Source organism: Microbacterium sp. F51-2R (assembly GCF_052180235.1).
Taxonomy (GTDB): Bacteria; Actinomycetota; Actinomycetes; order Actinomycetales; family Microbacteriaceae; genus Microbacterium.
Map to the genome: position 1 here is coordinate 1,281,060 of NZ_CP197470.1, position 16,625 is coordinate 1,297,684.

12 protein-coding genes, 1 tRNA gene and 1 other RNA gene are annotated in these 16,625 nt (G+C 70.9%); 5 read left to right on the plus strand and 9 right to left on the minus strand.

All coding sequences use genetic code 11. The annotated features are described in order from the left end of the window. Positions 1-116: 116 nt before the first annotated feature. Both ACSBPH_RS05805 and pta read right to left on the minus strand, forming a co-directional pair. Positions 117-1,337, minus strand: a complete 1,221-nt coding sequence (locus ACSBPH_RS05805; protein WP_442576647.1) for an acetate/propionate family kinase — start codon at positions 1,335-1,337, stop codon at positions 117-119. Beyond that, positions 1,334-3,481 (minus strand): phosphate acetyltransferase, encoded by a 2,148-nt coding sequence (gene pta / locus ACSBPH_RS05810; protein ID WP_442576648.1) that lies wholly within the window; start codon positions 3,479-3,481, stop codon positions 1,334-1,336. The genes ACSBPH_RS05805 and pta overlap by 4 nt, the downstream gene beginning before the upstream one ends. A 124-nt stretch (positions 3,482-3,605) precedes the next feature. Here pta and ACSBPH_RS05815 point away from each other — a divergent pair, with 124 nt between their 5' ends. After that, positions 3,606-4,268, plus strand: coding sequence for an NUDIX domain-containing protein (locus ACSBPH_RS05815; RefSeq protein ID WP_442576649.1), 663 nt, complete (start codon positions 3,606-3,608; stop codon positions 4,266-4,268). 54 nt (positions 4,269-4,322) lie between these two features. On the opposite strand, the gene ffs is transcribed toward ACSBPH_RS05815, so the two are convergent. The 3 genes from ffs to ACSBPH_RS05830 all read right to left on the minus strand — a co-directional run bounded on the left by ffs (position 4,323) and on the right by ACSBPH_RS05830 (position 6,568). Further along, an RNA gene (gene ffs, locus ACSBPH_RS05820) (signal recognition particle sRNA small type) lies at positions 4,323-4,419 on the minus strand. Positions 4,420-4,451: 32 nt separating this feature from the next. Then, a complete protein-coding gene (locus tag ACSBPH_RS05825; protein ID WP_442576650.1) occupies positions 4,452-6,113 on the minus strand; it encodes a DUF5671 domain-containing protein in 1,662 nt (553 codons plus the stop codon). After that, a complete protein-coding gene (locus tag ACSBPH_RS05830; RefSeq protein ID WP_442576651.1) occupies positions 6,113-6,568 on the minus strand; it encodes an Rv0361 family membrane protein in 456 nt (151 codons plus the stop codon). Before ACSBPH_RS05830 ends, ACSBPH_RS05825 begins: the two co-directional genes overlap by 1 nt. A gap of 207 nt (positions 6,569-6,775) precedes the next feature. Here ACSBPH_RS05830 and ACSBPH_RS05835 point away from each other — a divergent pair, with 207 nt between their 5' ends. The 4 genes from ACSBPH_RS05835 to ACSBPH_RS05850 all read left to right on the plus strand — a co-directional run bounded on the left by ACSBPH_RS05835 (position 6,776) and on the right by ACSBPH_RS05850 (position 11,551). Next, a complete protein-coding gene (locus tag ACSBPH_RS05835; protein WP_442577250.1) occupies positions 6,776-7,744 on the plus strand; it encodes an AAA family ATPase in 969 nt (322 codons plus the stop codon). 9 nt (positions 7,745-7,753) lie between these two features. Continuing rightward, a complete protein-coding gene (locus ACSBPH_RS05840) occupies positions 7,754-9,001 on the plus strand; it encodes a DUF58 domain-containing protein (protein WP_442576652.1) in 1,248 nt (415 codons plus the stop codon). 49 nt (positions 9,002-9,050) lie between these two features. Next, positions 9,051-11,354, plus strand: coding sequence for a transglutaminase family protein (locus ACSBPH_RS05845; RefSeq protein WP_442576653.1), 2,304 nt, complete (start codon positions 9,051-9,053; stop codon positions 11,352-11,354). Positions 11,355-11,466: 112 nt separating this feature from the next. Next, positions 11,467-11,551: transfer RNA gene (locus tag ACSBPH_RS05850), tRNA-Ser, on the plus strand. A gap of 251 nt (positions 11,552-11,802) precedes the next feature. On the opposite strand, the gene ACSBPH_RS05855 is transcribed toward ACSBPH_RS05850, so the two are convergent. The 4 genes from ACSBPH_RS05855 to ACSBPH_RS05870 form a co-directional block, all read right to left on the minus strand. Beyond that, the gene (locus ACSBPH_RS05855) at positions 11,803-12,075 is read right to left on the minus strand and encodes a hypothetical protein (protein ID WP_442576654.1); all 273 of its coding nucleotides are present in this window, start codon (positions 12,073-12,075) and stop codon (positions 11,803-11,805) included. Between the two features lie 46 nt (positions 12,076-12,121). Continuing rightward, positions 12,122-13,849, minus strand: a complete 1,728-nt coding sequence (locus tag ACSBPH_RS05860) for a DEAD/DEAH box helicase (protein ID WP_442577251.1) — start codon at positions 13,847-13,849, stop codon at positions 12,122-12,124. Positions 13,850-13,993: 144 nt separating this feature from the next. Then, positions 13,994-14,242: an SHOCT domain-containing protein gene (locus ACSBPH_RS05865; RefSeq protein ID WP_442576655.1), complete on the minus strand. Its 249-nt coding sequence runs from the start codon at positions 14,240-14,242 to the stop codon at positions 13,994-13,996. Between the two features lie 99 nt (positions 14,243-14,341). Further along, positions 14,342-16,492 (minus strand): heavy metal translocating P-type ATPase, encoded by a 2,151-nt coding sequence (locus ACSBPH_RS05870; protein WP_442576656.1) that lies wholly within the window; start codon positions 16,490-16,492, stop codon positions 14,342-14,344. Between the last annotated feature and the right edge of the window lie 133 nt (positions 16,493-16,625).

The window sequence follows — 16,625 nt, forward strand, 5'->3', positions numbered from 1 at the left end:
AGATGAGCCGGCTCTTCGTCGCGCCGTCATGCCAGCGTAGTCGGCGCGACCGGGCAGATGGCGGGCGCGCGATCAAGAATGGGCGACGGATGCCGCGGCCGCCCGGGACCGCCGGCTCAGACCGTGACGGAGAGGGTCTGACGGGCGATCTCCATCTCCTCGTCGGTCGGGACGACGAGGACTGTGACGGACGAGGCATCCGTCGAGATGACACGGATGCCGCGGCCCCGCTCCTCGTTGCGCTCGGGGTCGATCTCGATCCCCGCGAAGCCGAGGGTGGAGAGGGCGCCGGCCCGCACGGCGGGAGCGTTCTCGCCGACGCCGGCGGTGAAGGAGATGATGTCGGCACCCCCGAGCACGGCGAGATAGGAGCCGGCGTAGGAGCGGAGCCGGTGCAGGTAGACCTCGAAGGCGAGGGTGGCCGCGGCATCCCCTCGCTCGACGCCCGCCGTGATGTCGCGCATGTCGCTCGCGCCCGCCAGGCCCAGCAGGCCGCTGCGCTTGTTGAGGAGCTCGTCGAGGTCGTCGATCGACATGCCCGCCCGGCGCGCGAGGTGGAACAGGACGGCGGGATCGATGTCGCCCGAGCGCGTACCCATGACCAGGCCCTGCAGCGGCGTGAGTCCCATGGAGGTGTCGACCGATCGTCCGCCGTCGACGGCGGTGACGGATGCCCCGTTCCCGAGGTGGAACACGATCTGCTTCGTCTCGGCGAGGGGCCGGCCGACGAAGGCTGCGGCAGCCTCCGACACGAATTTGTGGGAGGTGCCGTGGAAGCCGTAGCGGCGGATGCGGTGCGCCGTGGCGAGCTCCTGGTCGATCGCGTAGGTGTACGCGGCGGGGGGCAGCGTCTGGTGGAAGGCCGTGTCGAACACGGCGACGTGAGGGAGGTCGGGGAACGCGGCCTTCGCCGCGCGGATGCCCTGCAGGGCGCCGGGGTTGTGGAGGGGCGCCAGCACCGAGAGCTCGTCGATGTTGATCTCGACGAGGGGCGTGACGAGGGTCGGCTCGAAGAACCGGGCGCCCCCGTGCACGACGCGGTGCCCGACCGCGATGGGGGCCCGGTCGGCGAGCGACGGCCCGTGCTCGGCGAACGCGTCGAGCATGACGCGGAAGCCGGCGGTGTGATCGGGGATCGGCAGCTCCCGGCGGTACGTCGCGTCGGTCACGGCGGGCGCGGCGCCGTCGCCGCGGAAGTACACCGTGTGGCTCGACTCCCCCACGGCCTGCCCGATGCGCTCCACGAGCCCCGCGGCGAGGACGGCCTCGGCATCCATGTCGATCAGCTGGTACTTGAAGGAGGACGAACCGCTGTTGACGACCAGCACGACGCTCATGCGGGGCTTCCCTCATCCTGTGCCTGGATCGCCGTGATCGCGATCGTGTTGACGATGTCGTCCACGAGCGCGCCGCGCGAGAGGTCGTTGATGGGCTTGTTGAGCCCCTGCAGCACGGGGCCGATCGCGACGGCGCCGGCGGAGCGCTGTACCGCCTTGTAGGTGTTGTTGCCCGTGTTGAGATCCGGGAAGACGAACACTGTCGCGCGACCCGCGACATCCGATTGCGGCATCTTCGTCTTCGCGACCGCCGCATCCGCCGCCGCGTCGTACTGGATCGGGCCCTCGACGGGCAGCTCCGGCGCGCGCTCCCGGACGAGCGCCGTGGCCAGTCGCACCTTCTCGACGTCGGCCCCCGACCCCGACTCGCCCGTCGAGTACGACAGCATCGCGACGCGCGGCTCGATGCCGAACCGGGTCGCGGTCGCCGCCGACGAGATCGCGATGTCGGCGAGCTGCTCGGCGGTCGGATCGGGGATGACGGCGCAGTCGCCGTACACCAGCACCCGGTCGGCGAGCGCCATCAGGAAGACGCTCGAGACGACTGAGACGCCGGGCTTCGTCTTGATGATCTCGAACGCGGGCCGGATGGTGTGCGCGGTCGTGTGGACCGCTCCCGAGACCATGCCGTCGGCCATGCCGAGGTGCACCATGAGCGTGCCGAAGTACGAGACATCCGTCACGGTGTCGGAGGCCTGGGCGTAGGTGACGCCCTTGTGCGCGCGCAGCCGCTCGTACTCGCGCGCGAACTTGTCGACGTGCACGGCGTCGAAGGGCGAGAGGATCTCGGCTCCGCGGAGGTTGATGCCGAGCTCGAGCGCGCGGTTTCGCACCTCGATCTCCTCGCCGAGGATCGTGATGTCGGCGATGCCGCGCGAGAGGACGGTCGCCGCGGCGCGGAGGATCCGGTCGTCGTCGCCTTCCGGCAGCACGATGCGCTTGCGGTCGGCGCGGGCCCGCTCCATGAGGCCGTACTCGAACATCAGCGGCGTGACCACCGTCGCGCGGGCGAGCCCCAGCGAGCGCACGAGCGCCTCGGTGTCGACGTGCGTCTCGAACATCGCCAGCGCCGTGTTGTAACGCCGCTGCGAGTCGGCGGCGAGCCGTCCGCGCGTCGACATGACCGTGAGCGCCGTGTGGTACGTGCCGGAGTCGGTGGCGATGATCGGGATCGTCGCGCCGAGACCGTCGATGAGCCGGTCGATGTCGTCGGGCAGGGGGAAGGGTCCGTTGAGGACGATGCCCGCCAGCGACGGGAACGTGCCGGACCGGTGGGCGAGGAGCACCGCGAGCAGCACCTCGGTGCGGTCGGCCGGGACGATCACGAGCGCGCTCTCGAAGAGGCGCGGCAGGACGTTGACCATCGACATGGCGGCCACCACGACCCCGAGCACTTCGCGGGTCAGGAGCTCGGGGTCGCCCTTGACGAGCTTGGCGTCGAGGGCGCGCATGACCCCGCGCACGGACGGCGCGACGAGGAAGGTGTCTTCGGGGAGCGCCCACACCGACACCGTGCGGTCGGGCGCGGCCCGCTCGGGCGCCGGCGACGCGTCGACGACGGACTGGATCGTCTCGACGATCTCGACGAGCCGGTCGGGGTCGGCGCGGTTGGCGACGACGGCGAGGAGTCCCGCCCGGCCGTGCGAGAGCTCGGCGAGCGCGAGCGACGCGATCTGCCCCATCTCGTCGGGCGTGCGAGCGGGCGACGTGCCGAGCTGCTCGCCCTGCCCGGCCCGTCCGCCGAGGACGAGCAGCACGGGAGCGCCGAGGTTGGCCGCGATCCGCGCGTTGTAGCCGAGCTCGGCGGGGCTTCCGACGTCGGTGTAGTCGCTGCCGACGATGACGACGGCGTCGCACTGGGCCTCGACGGCCTTGTAGCGCTCGACGATCGTCGACAGCGCGAGCTCCGGGTCTTTGCGCACGTCGTCGTAGGTGACGCCGATGCACAGCTCGTACGGCAGATCGACGCCGTCGTGCGCGAGCAGCATCTCGAGCACGTAGTCGCGCTCGGCGGTCGAGCGCGCGATCGGCCGGAACACGCCCACGCGCGGCGTCGCATGGCTGAGCGCGTCGAGCACCCCGAGCGCGATCGTGGACTTGCCCGAGTGACCCTCTGCCGACGTGATGAAGATGCTCCGCGCCACGGCCTCAGCCTATGGGCCGGTCGGATGCCGTGGCCATGGATGTCTCGGGGGCGAGAGGCTGGGCTCGCAGTGGCTCGACGCCACGGACCGCGTCGGGACGGACCGGGCGAGTAGGCTCCCGCCCATGTCTCCGACCCCCGGCATCGACATCCCCGACCATCGCGGCCGGACGGCCCTCGACCGCACCGGACTCGATCTCGACGGCAACCCCGACGTGCGGGTGACGGATGTCGAGCTCCTCGCCGCGGGCTGGCATGTCCTGCGCAAGACGACGCTGGAGTACCGGGATGCCTCGGGGACGTGGTCGACGCAGCAGCGCGAGACGTACGACCGGGGCAACGGCGCGACGGTGCTCCTCTACGACCCCGCCGAGCGCACGGTGCTGCTGACGCGGCAGTTCCGCTACCCCGTCTACGTCAACGGCCACCCCGACGGCATGCTGATCGAGACGGCGGCGGGGCTGCTCGACGATGACGACCCCGAGACGGCGATCCGGCGCGAGGCGCAGGAGGAGACGGGCGTCCGGATCGGCGAGGTCGAGCACGTGTATGACGTCTTCATGAGCCCGGGGTCGGTGACGGAGCGCATCCACTTCTTCGCGGCGCCGTACGAGGCATCCGCGCCGCGAAGCGATCGCGGCGGACTCGAGGCGGAGGGCGAGGACATCGAGCTGATCGAGCTCGGCATCGACGAGGCGCTGGGCTGGATCCGCGATGGCCGCATCCAGGACGCGAAGACCATCATGCTGCTGCATTGGGCGGTGCTCGAGGGCCCCTTCGCCCGCTGACCGACGCCCGCCGATCGCGTCGCAAGGCCGGCGACCGGGCCGGACGGCCGGGAAAATTAAGACTCTCCGCGAACCCGGCAGAGCCTGGTTACCCTTGCTACGTTTCCGTCCTGGGGGAGTTGGCCTGGATGCCGCCTCGCGGAGAGCTGAGACGAGTCTACCCGGTCCCGAACGGACTCGAGATCAGTCCTCGAGAGGAACCGCGCGGATGCCGCCCTCCACCGTCGCGACGACGAGCACCCGCCGCGCGGTGAGGCCGCGGAGCGCGTCGAGAACGGCCGGCGCATCCTCCTCCCCGAGTGCGAGCACTTCGTCGGGGACGCTCGCCCGCATCGTCGTGACCTGGGCCCCCGTCTCGGACCGGACGGCCGCGACGAGGCCCGACGCATCGCCGCCCGTGACGAGCAGCACGCGCCCGATCGTCTGGCGCGGCACGACGTCGCGCGCGATCCGGCGATCGGAACGCCACACGGCGAAGTGGTAGGCGAACACGACCGCCGTCGCGATGAGGAGGCCGAACGGGGCGCGGATGCGCTCGACGAGCCCGCCGGCTTCGGTGGGGCCGAGGACGAACTGGAAGAGACGGAAGCCGATGAGCAGCAGCGTGACCACGGCGACGATCGCGCTCGCGCCGAAGATCGCGATGAGGTACACCCGCCGCGCGGGGAGCGCGGCCTCCTCGGCCGGCACGGACCGCGTGGGATTCCACGCGATCCACCACACCGGCAGGCCGACCGCGAGCGCGCTCAGCCCGCCGAGGAGGAGCGTGCGGGGGTCGGTGTCGACGAGCGGCGACACGATCGAGGCGAGGAGGGCGTTGACCACGACACCCAGGCCGCTGGCGGCGCCGACGAGCGCGACCGCCGAGATGAGGAGGCGACCCGACCGGCGCACCGAATCGGGACGGGCGGACAGGATGCGGCTCTGCGCCGTCCACACGATTCCCCCGACGAGCGCGGAGGCGACGGCCGTGTCGAGCGGACGCAGGACGACGGCGACGGCGTCCGTGCCGAAGACGAGCTGGAGCACGACGAAGAGCAGCGTGCCGACGGCGAAGAGCGTCAGCGCCGCCGCAGCCCCCACAGTCAGGATGAGAAGGACCGACGCGAAGCCGCCGCGTCCCTCGCGTCCCCGCTCCCTCGTCCAGTGCCACCACCACACCGCGGCGCCGATTGCGGCCCAGGTGAGCGCCTGCCCCACTTCGAGCAGCCACGGTCGCGTCGACACCAAGACCGGGAGGAAGATCTCCAGGCCCGCCGAGACGATGGCGCGCAGCGCCCCGATCGAGCCGACCGTCGCGACGATCAGTCCGTACACGGTGCCGATCGCAGGAGTCACCTCGACGAGTCGCGTCGGCGCGGTCGCGGCGCTGCGGCGCATCCAGCGGTGCCAGACCCACACTCCGCCCCACACCAGCGCGACGCACGCCGACGATGCGTCCCACCGCCCGTCGAGCCCTTCCGCGATGGCCGATGCGGCGCCGATCGTCGCCGTTACGAGCGCCACGAGGCTCATCGCCACGAGGTACAGCGCCCACACGAGCGAGGCCCGCTCCGCGGGGTCGCGCAGACGTCGGTGCTCCCACCACCACAGCACGCCGGCGAGCGGACCGGCGATGAAGGTGAAGGCCAGCGCCCGCGCGAGGCCCGCGTCGTCGGTCACGAGCGTGCTGCCCGGATCGAGGACGCGGGTGAGCAGACCGCTCAGTCCGATGGCGGCCACCGTGACGAGGGCGAACAGGAGGACGAGGACGATGATCCGGCGCACCGTGCTCTGCGCCCGGCCCGCGCCGGGAGCCGCCGCCTGCGCGGGTCCCGTGACGGGCGCCTCCCCCGGCGCGCTCATCAGCGCACCCCGCCGGCGCAGATCGTGAACTCCCAGGGCGCGGTGTCGACGAGCCACTCACCGCCCTCGCGGACGAGCGTGAACGATCCGTCGCTCTCGTACTCATCCGCGCCGAACGGGCCCGAACCCGTGACCGTCGTGATGACGACGTCGACGCGGGCGCTGTCGCCGGTCTCTTTCGTGGCGACGAGGGCGACGCGACTGTCGCCCTGCACCGGGTCGATGCGATCGCATCTGTCGGCGGTCTCCGTCGCGAGGTATCGCCGCGCGGTCGTGAGGTCGCCGTCGGTCACCGCCTGCGCATAGCGCTGCACGACGCCCTGCGGCGTGCCGGCGGGAAGCATGTCGGGCGTCCCGCGTGTGAGCACGGCGATGACCGCGATCACGATGACGACGCCGACCCCGGCGAGCAGCGCGACGAGGAGGATTCTGGATCGACGACCGTCTTCCGTCATGGGCACATCCTGGCAGGCCGGGGGCGCGGCATCCGGGACCAATGTCCCGACTCCGTGCGCGGGGATCTCCCAGGCCACGCGCCCCGCTGCGCGTCTAGGATCTGCAGAAGGGGCAATGAGGCCCGGGGGCGCGGGACCAGGGAGGTCGCAGTGGCGGATTCGACGGTGACGGATGCCTCGATCAGCGCGTCTTCGCAGCCGGGGGCCATGGACGCCGGCACGTTCAGCCGCACCACCGATCAGATCCTCGCGTCCGTCGGGCGCGTCATCGACGGCAAGCCCGACGCCGTGCGCTCCGCGCTCGTGTGCCTTCTCGCCGAAGGGCACCTCCTCATCGAGGACGTGCCGGGCGTGGGGAAGACGATGCTCGCACGGGCGCTCGCGGCATCCGTCGACGCAACCGTACGTCGCATCCAGTTCACCCCCGACCTCCTTCCGGGAGACGTGACGGGGGTCAGCGTCTTCAACCCGGTCGAGCGCGAGTTCGAATTCAAGCCCGGCGCCATCTTCGCGAACATCGTCATCGCCGACGAGATCAACCGGTCGTCGCCCAAGACGCAGTCCGCCCTCCTCGAGGCGATGGAGGAGCGGCAGGTCACGGTGGACGGACGCTCGCACCTCCTCCCCGAGCCCTTCCTCGTCGTCGCGACGCAGAACCCGCTCGAGATGGAGGGCACCTACGCCCTCCCCGAGGCGCAGCGCGACCGGTTCATGTTCCGCATCTCGATGGGCTACCCCGACGCGAAGTCCGAAGCACTCATGCTGCGCCAGCGCGACACGGTCAATCCGCTCTCCGCCATCCGCTCGGTCGTCTCGGCCGAGCACATCGAACAGCTCATCGCGTGGGCGCGCGGCGTGCATGTCGCTCCCACGATCGAGGACTACGCCGTGGCGCTCTCGCAGGCCACGCGCAGCCACTCCGACCTCCGCCTCGGCGCGAGCCCGCGCGCGACGCTGCAGCTCGTGCGCGCCGCCAAGGTGTGGGCGGCCCTCGACGGCCGGGGCTTCGTCATCCCCGACGACATCACCGCCCTTCTCATCCCCGTCTTCGCGCACCGGCTGATCCCGACGCGTTCGGCAGGCGGATCGCGGGCCCGCTCCGGTGCCGACGCGATCACGACGATCCTCGAGCGCATCGCGCAGAGCGTGCGCGTCCCCATCGCGGCCAGGCAGTAGGTGCGCATGATGAAGCGGCTGTGGCCGTTCACGGCCCGCGGGACGGGAGCTCTCCTGCTCGCGGTCGCCTGCTTCATCGCCGCGAACGAACTCGGAGTCGTCGAGCTGCTGTACTTCGGCGTGCTCCTGCTCGGCATCCTCGCCGCGTGCCTCATCTCTCTGCACGTCGTGCGACGGACCGACCGCATCACGCGGTCGCTCTCCCCCGATGTCGGCACGGTCGGGCGACCGTCCACCGTCGTGGCGCGCGTCGGGGTGCGCTCGCCCTTCCCCACGGCCCCGGGCACGTGGGAGGACACGCTGCCCAAGGGCGTCACGGGGCTCTCGCACGGCACCTTCCCCGCCGTCGGCTCGGGTCTTGCCGGCGTCGACAAGCTCGTCGAGCTCGAATACACGATCACGGGCGTGCGGCGAGGCATCCACTCTCTCGGTCCTCTCGTGGTGACCTCGACCGATCCCTTCGGACTCACCCGGCGGCGCACCGTCTTCGCCGAGCGCACGAACGTCACGATGGCGCCCGCGATCATCGAGCTGTCGGCGCTCACGAATCTGCTCGGCGACGCGGGCGGCACGCTGCACACGCAGAACAATCAGCTCGGCCAGGGCGCCGACAATCTCGTCGCGCGGCCCTACGTGCCGGGCGACTCGATGCGGCGCATCCACTGGCGCGCCTCGGCGCACCGCGGCGACCTCATGGTGCGGCAGGAGGAGCAGGAGTCCACGCCCGACGCCGTCGTCGTCCTCGATCGCGGAGTGCTGCGCTACACGAGCGAGGCCATGGCCGCGACAGGCGCCGACCCCGGGTTCGAGTCGGCCGTCTCGGTTGCCGTGTCGGTCATCACGAGGCTCGTGCACGACGGCTACGCGGTCGACGTCATCGACTCCGACGGCACTGCGCTGACCGAACGCATCGACGGCGGCGACATGACGGCGGTCGAAGACGTGCGCACGTTCTTCGCCACCCTCACGGCCCGCAAGGACGACCACCTGCACCGGCTCCCCAAGATCTTCCAGGGCGTCATGACGGGTCCTGTCGTGCTCGTGACGGGGCGATTCGACAGGCAGGATGCCGATGCGATCGCGCCTGTCGTGCACCACAGCTCGCTTCCCATCCTGTTCGCCGTCGCGCCCGCGCGCGAGGCCACCGAGCGCGCGCTCGACTGCGGCTGGCACGTCTCGAGGATCGATCCCGACGCCGACATCGCCGGTGCGTGGGCGGGGGTCGTGGAACGGGGGGTGAGCCGTGCCCTCCGTTGAGGCGCGTCCCGCGGCACCTGGCGCGGGTGGCTCGAGGCGGACGGAGCGGGTGGTCCGCCGGCCCGAAGACACGCGGCGCCCCGACGACCGGGATCAGCGCCGGCCCGCCGACCTACCGCTGACCCTCGGGGTGTTCGTCGCGATCCTCGCGGCCCTCATGCCCGTGCTCGGCGTCGTCAAGCCGTGGCCGTGGCTCGGCGTCTCGCTCCTCCTCGTCATCCTCATCCTCGGCGCCGGCTACGTCGCGCGACGCTATCGCCTGCCGGCGGTCGCGGTGAGCCTCATCGAGGTCTCGATCTGGGCCGTCGCGCTGACGTTCCTGTACTTCCGCGACACGGCGCTCCTCTGGCTCATCCCGACGCCCGAGACCTTCCGCGCGATCCCCGAGTCGATCGCGGTGGCCTCCAACGACATCGCGCTCGGCGCGGCGCCCCTCCAAGCCGGCCCTGAGCTGTCGTTCCTCATCGTCGGCGCGACGGCGCTGCTGGCGATCATCATCGACCACGTCGTGCTGACGGCGCGGATGCCTCTCCTCGCCGGGGTCGGACTGATCGCCGTGTCGCTCATCCCCTCGATCGCGGTGCCGCGCGGCATCGAGGTGTGGTCGTTCGTGCTGCTGGCGGGGGCCATCCTCTTCCTCATCCGGGCCGACACCCGGTCTCGAGAGCCGCAGGGTGAGCGCGAGGCATCCCGATCTGCGGGAGTGCCGGCCACCGCCCTCGGAATCGGTGCGATCGCCGTCGTCGTCGCGGTCGTCGCGGCGCCTCTTCTCCCCCAGCCGACCGCCCAGCCCGGAGGGGCGGGGATCGGCGCAGGGCCCGGCATCGACGTGACACTGCAGCTGGGCGACGACCTCCGCCGCCCCCGCGAGACGGTGTCGCTGCTCGTGCACACCGACATGTCGTCGGCGCCGTATCTGCGCGCCGCGACGCTCTCCGAGTTCACGGGGTCGGTGTGGCAGCCCGACCGCTCCCGCTCCCTCCCGCTCGGCAGCGAGTTCGCGCTCAGCGACGTGTCGGTCGAGCCCGACGTGCGGGTCGCCGAGTACACGACGACCGTCGAGGTGCGCGATCTCGTGTCGCCGTGGCTCCCCGTCACATTCCCCGCGGTGGCCGTCAACGGGCTGCAGGGCGACTGGGAGGCCGTCCCGTACAACCGCACCGTGCTCTCGCGCACGACCTCGACCGCGGGGCAGGTGTACGAGATCGTGTCGCATCAGCCGCGGCCCACGCTCGAGCAGATGCGCGCTGCGAACTCCGGCGGCCCGCAGATCCGCGACGACACGACCGCCCTCCCCGACGACCTGCCGACGATCATCCGCGACACCGCGCAAGAGGTGACCGCCAACGCCACCAACGACTACGACGCTCTCGCCGAGCTGCAGCGCTGGTTCCGCGGCGGCGCGTTCCGCTACTCCCTCGACGCGCCCGTCGAGGACGGCTTCGATGGCAGCGGCGCCGACGCCGTGGCGAAGTTCCTCGATGTCAAGGAGGGCTACTGCGTGCACTTCGCGTCGGCCTTCGCCCTCATGGCGAGGACGCTCGGGATGCCGTCGCGAATCGTCGTCGGCTACCTGCCGGGCAACGCGACCAACGACTCCGTCGACGGCGAGACCGTGTACGAGGTGACGAGCAGCATGCTCCACTCGTGGCCCGAGGTCTACTTCGACGGGATCGGCTGGGTTCCCTTCGAGCCGACCACGGGACTCGGCGTGCCGACGACCTTCGCGCCGGCGGCGACGTCGCAGGGATCGGCCGACAATCCGCAGGACTCGCCGCTCGAGCCCTCCACCTCGGCGACCCCCGACCTTCCGGAGTCCGACCGCAACACGGGCGACTCGGGCACGACCGATGCGAGCTCGACGACGACCAGCATGAACCCGCTTCCGTCGGTGGGCATCGTGATCGTCATCCTGCTCTTCCTCGCGATCCCTGCCGTTCTCCGGGCGGTGCAGACGCGCTCGCTGCTGCGCGCAGCGGAGCAGGGCGACGCCGTCGCGGCGTGGCTCGTCGTGGTCGATGCCGCGATCGACCTCGGCATCCCGGTGCCCGCGAGCGAGTCGCCGCGCTCGCTCGGCAGACGCCTGATCGATGAGAGCGGCGCGCCGCTCGCGCAGACGACGCAGCTCGTACGCGCGATCGAGCGCGCGAGCTACGCGCAGGGCGGCAAGCATCGGCTGTGGGAGTCGACTCCTCTGTCGGATGCCGCGACCGCCGTCCGGACGGCCCTCTTCGAGAACGCGTCCTCGGCGCAACGGCTCGTGGCCGTCATGGTGCCGAGGTCGCTGGTGATCCGCCCCGGCTCGGTGTACGCCGGTGCCGGCGCCCGCGCCCGCTCCCGCTCCCGCTCCTGACCCCCGCTCCCCCGGGCGGGCGCGGCGAGACGAGGGCCCGACCCCGACCCCAGGGGCTGGTTCGACGCGCTCTTCGCGCGCGGGTAGGATGGCCTACGGCCCTCCGGGGTCTGGAGGATTCGCCTAGTGGCCTATGGCGCACGCTTGGAAAGCGTGTTGGGTGAAAGCCCTCAGGGGTTCGAATCCCCTATCCTCCGCTCATGTCCTGAGTCGCGACCCCGTTCACGAACGAGTCGCGACTCAGGACTTTTTTGTGGTTTGGCGCTCGCCGACCAGGCTTGCTCGCCGGCCCTGCACGTCCGCGGGCGCACGAAAAAGCCCCGACTGTTACCACACAGCCGGGGCGAGACGAATGAGAAGTTCGCCTATCACCACCAGCGTACAGCGCCCACCTGGGAGATGGCCCGGCGCCGGCGCAGTCCGCGACCGGCAGCGCCGCGACGGTATCTCAGAGGTCGGGGTTCGACTCCGGGTCGCCTGCGAGCCGATCCGCTTCGCGGGCCACCGCCTCCTGCTCGGCCTCGCTCAGCGGCGGGAGGCCGACCTCGTCGGCCGGTATGCCGGCGTAGGGGTCGGCGCCGGGAAACTCCTGGCTGAAGGAGCCCGCGACAACTCCCCCCGGGGGAACTTCGTCTCCAGCGGCGCCCAAGAGGGTCTCCTCGCCGGGAGCCTGCTCCGGTACGTCGTCTCCGAGGTGCTTACGGTGCCATTCGCCGCTCATGTTCACTCCCACCAGTACAACGGTTGATGCAGTCTACGGGTGGTCGTCAGTAGCGCGGCTTGCGGTGAGGACGGTCGTCGTCGCGACGCGCCCCGCGCCCGGGGCCACCCGTGTCCAGACGCAGTTCGATGAGCCGTCCCGAGATGCGGGTGTCGGCGAGCCGGTCGAGCGTCGCCCGCGGGAGGTCAGCGGGGAGCTCGACGAGCGAGAAGTCCGGCCGGATCTGGATCGCCCCGAAGTCGTCGCGCTTGAGGCCGCCCTCGTTGGCGAGCGCCCCGACGATCTGGCGCGGCTCGACGCGATGGCGTTTGCCGACGGCGATCCGGTACGTCGCCATTCCCGCCCGGGGTGTGCGAGGCCGGCGCTCGCCCCCGTCGCGATCGCGGTCGAAGCGCCCGGGCCGGTCGCCGCGGTCGCCGCGGTCCCCGCGGTCGCGGTCGCCGCGGTCTCGGTGCGTCGGCTCCGGATCCGGCTCGAGCAGAAGCGGCGACTCACCCTGGGCGACCACGGCGAGGGCGGCCGCGACATCCACTTCGGGAATGTCGTGGTTGCGCACGTAGTGGGCGACGATGTCGCGGAAGCGGTCGATGCGCTCCGTCTCGCCGAGGGCCGCGGTGATGCGGTCGTCGAAGCGCGCGAGACGCGTGACGTTGACCTCGTCGACGCTCGGCAGCGGGATCTCGGTGAGCTCCTGACGCGTGGCACGCTCGATCGCCCGTACGAGACCGCGCTCGCGCGGCGTCACGAAGCTGATGGCGTCACCGGCCCGTCCTGCACGACCCGTACGGCCGATGCGGTGCACGTACGACTCGGTGTCGGTGGGGATGTCGAAGTTGACGACGTGCGAGATGCGCTCGACGTCGAGGCCGCGCGCGGCCACGTCGGTCGCCACGAGGATGTCGAGCTTTCCCGACTTCAGCTGGTTGATCGTCTTCTCGCGCACGGGCTGCGCGACATCGCCGTTGATCGCGGCGGCCGAGTATCCGCGAGCGCGAAGCTTCTCGGCGATCTCTTCCGTCACGCTCTTCGTGCGGCCGAAGACGATCATGCCGTCGAAGTTCTCGGTCTCGAGAATGCGCGTGAGGGCGTCCATCTTCTGCTGGAACGACACGATGAGGTAGCGCTGCGTGATCGTCGCCGACGTCGTCGTCTTGGTCTTGACGGTGATCTCTTCAGGGTCGTGCAGATACTGCTGCGAGATCCGCCGGATCGCTGCCGGCATCGTCGCCGAGAAGAGCGCGACCTGCTTCGTGTCGGGGGTGTCGGCGAGGATGGTCTCGACGTCTTCGGCGAAGCCCATCTTGAGCATCTCGTCGGCCTCGTCGAGCACGAGGAACTTCAGCTCGGTGAGGTCGAGCGTGCCTTTGTCGAGGTGATCCATGATGCGCCCCGGCGTGCCCACGATGATGTGCACGCCGCGGCGGAGGGCCGACAGCTGCACGCCATAACCCTGGCCGCCGTAGACGGGGAGCACGTGCACGCCGCGCAGGTGCGACGCGTACTTCTCGAACGCCTCGCACACCTGCAGCGCGAGCTCGCGCGTCGGTGCGAGCACGAGCGCCTGCGGCGTCTTCTGCGACAGATCGAGTCGGTCGAGGATCGGCAGGGCGAACGCCGCCGTCTTGCCGGTGCCGGTCTGTGCGAGGCCCACGACATCGCGACCGGCCAGAAGAGTCGGGATGGTCGCCGCCTGGATCGCCGACGGCGTCTCGTAGCCGACGTCGCGCAGCCCCGCGAGCATCGGATCGCCCAATCCGAGGGCGGCGAAGGTCATCGTGGCGGGCTCCTCCGGAGCCGCTTCCTCGATCGGGACATCGGACGTGGTCACGCTTCAGGGTAATGCGCAGTCCCTGTGCGGCGACAGGATGCCGCTGCCGACGCTGCGTGTCGCGCGGCGCCGGCCGCGGCATCCGGAACCCTACGGATGCTCGTCGAGGGCACGGGCGATCTGCCGGAACTCGTCAGGGGTGATCTCGCCACGCGCAAGGCGCTCCTCCGCGATCTGGCGAGCCGAAGACGGCGCCGCCCGCGGCGCCTGCCCGGCGCCCGTGGATTGACCTGAGGTCGACATCCGCACGATCAGGATGATGAGGGCCGCCAGGATGAGCAGGAGAAGGATGCCGCCGAGCCACATCCAGCCCCATCCGAAACCGTGTCCGTACATCATGAGCTGCCCGCCTCTCCCCCGCCGGGCAGATCGCCGGCAGGTGAGTCGATCATCCCTCTCGTGAACGGAATCGAACAGGCCGAACGTCCTGCCCGGCGTTCACGACCGCCGGCCCAGGATCGCGCGGACGCTCGCCTCCGGCCGAAGATCCAGGCGACGGAGGAGCTGCGCGTTGACGGCGACCACGATCGTGGACAGCGACATCAGGAGGGCGCCGACCGACATCGGGAGCACGAATCCGAACGGAGCGAGAACACCGGCCGCGAGGGGGACCGCGATGAGGTTGTAGCCCGCCGCCCACCACAGGTTCTGCTTCATCTTGCGGTAGCCGGCGCGCGACAGCTCGATGACCGACAGGACGGAACGCGGATCGTCGCTGGCGAGGATGACGCCGGCAGACGCGATCGCGACGTCGGTGCCCGCCCCGATCGCGATGCCGACGTCGGCCTGCGCGAGGGCGGGTGCGTCGTTGACGCCGTCTCCGACCATCGCGACCCGTCGGCCCTCGCGCTGGAGTTCGGCGACCTTCGCCGACTTGTCCTCGGGGCGCACTCCGGCGAACACGCGGTCCACACCGAGATCGCGACCGACCGATCGGGCGACGGCTTCGGCATCGCCGGTGATCATGACGACCTGGATGCCGAGCTCATGCAGGGCATCGACGGCTTCACGCGATTCGGGGCGCACCTCGTCGGCGAGCTTCACCCCTCCGATCACCACGCCGTCACGGAGGACGTGAAGGACGGTCGCGCCGTCTTCGTGCCACGCGGCGGCCGATGGCACCTCGCCGACCCCGGCCTGTTCGAGCAGCCGCGGGCCGCCGACGCGGATCTCCTGACCCTCGACCGTCGCGACGACACCGATCGCGGGCGAGGAGGAGAAGCCGACGGATGCCGCGACCGCGAGTCCGTGGTCGGCTGCAGCGCGCACGATGGCCCGCGCGAGAGGGTGCTCGCTGTCGGCTTCTGCGGCTGCGGCGAGCGCCAGGACCGTGTCAGCGTCGATGTCGCCGACGGGCGCGATGTCGGTGACGGTCGGCTCGCCCTTCGTGAGGGTGCCGGTCTTGTCGAAGAGGACGCTATCGATCGCGCGCATACTCTCCAGCGCGAGGCGGTCTTTGATGAGAACTCCGCCGCGCGCGGCACGTTCGGTGGCGATCGCGACCACGAGCGGGATCGCGAGGCCGAGCGCGTGCGGGCACGCGATGACCAGGACCGTGATGGTGCGGACCACCGCCGCATCCGGGTTTCCGAGCAGCGTCCACACGATCGCGGTGATCGCGGCGGACCCGAGTGCGAACCAGAACAGCCAGGCGGCGGCGCGGTCGGCGATCCGCTGGGCGCGCGAGGTGGAGTTCTGCGCCTCGGTCACGAGCCGCTGGATGCCGGCGAGGGTCGTGTCGTCGCCTGTCGCGGTGACCTCGACGCGCAGTCCGGAATCGGTGGCGACCGTGCCCGCCGTGACCTGGTCGCCGACCCCTCGAGCCACGGCACGCGACTCGCCCGTGACCATCGACTCGTCCATATCGGCACGACCGTCGACGATCCGCCCATCGGCGGGGATGCTGCCGCCCGGGCGCACCACGACGACATCGCCGATGCCCAGATCCGACGGCGCGACGATCACGACCTGGTCACCTTCGACACGCTCGGCCTCATCGGGCAGCAGTGCGGCGAGCGAATCGAGGGCGGACGTCGTCTGAGCCAGTGACCGCATCTCGAGCCAGTGCCCGAGGAGCATGATGACGATGAGCAGCGCGAGCTCCCACCAGAACTCCAGCTCGTGGTCGAGCAGCCCGAGGCTGGCACCCCACGACGCGACGAATGCCACCGTGAGGGCCAGGCCGATCAGCAGCATCATGCCGGGCTTGCGCGCACGGAACTCGCCGATCGCGCCGGTGAGGAACGGCCACCCACCCCAGAAGAACATGACGGTGCCGAGGACCGGTGAGATGAGATGCACCCCGGGGAACTCGGGCAGCGGGTAGCCGAGCAGCATCGCGAACATGCTCGAGAAGCCGACCACCGGAACCGCGATCAGCAGGTTGATCCAGAAGAGCCGCCGGAACTGGGCGGCGTGATCCATACCGTGCCCGGCGTGACCGGAATGGCCGTCGTGGGCGGCGTGGGGGTCATGGCCGTCGTGGGCGGCGTGGGGGTCATGGCCGCTGTCCTCGTGATGGTGCGGCGTATGAACGGTGTGCTCGCTGTGGCCGAGGGCCATGTCGTGCTCCGCGTGTGGCTCGGTCATACGGTCATCCTCCTCGGTGCGTGTGCACCTCGCGAGGTGCCCGGAAGAGGAGAACCAGATACCCTGCGGGGGTATTCCAACGTTGCCGGGTCGACGGCGGGGAGGGGCGTCGCACCGCCCCTCCCCGCCGCCG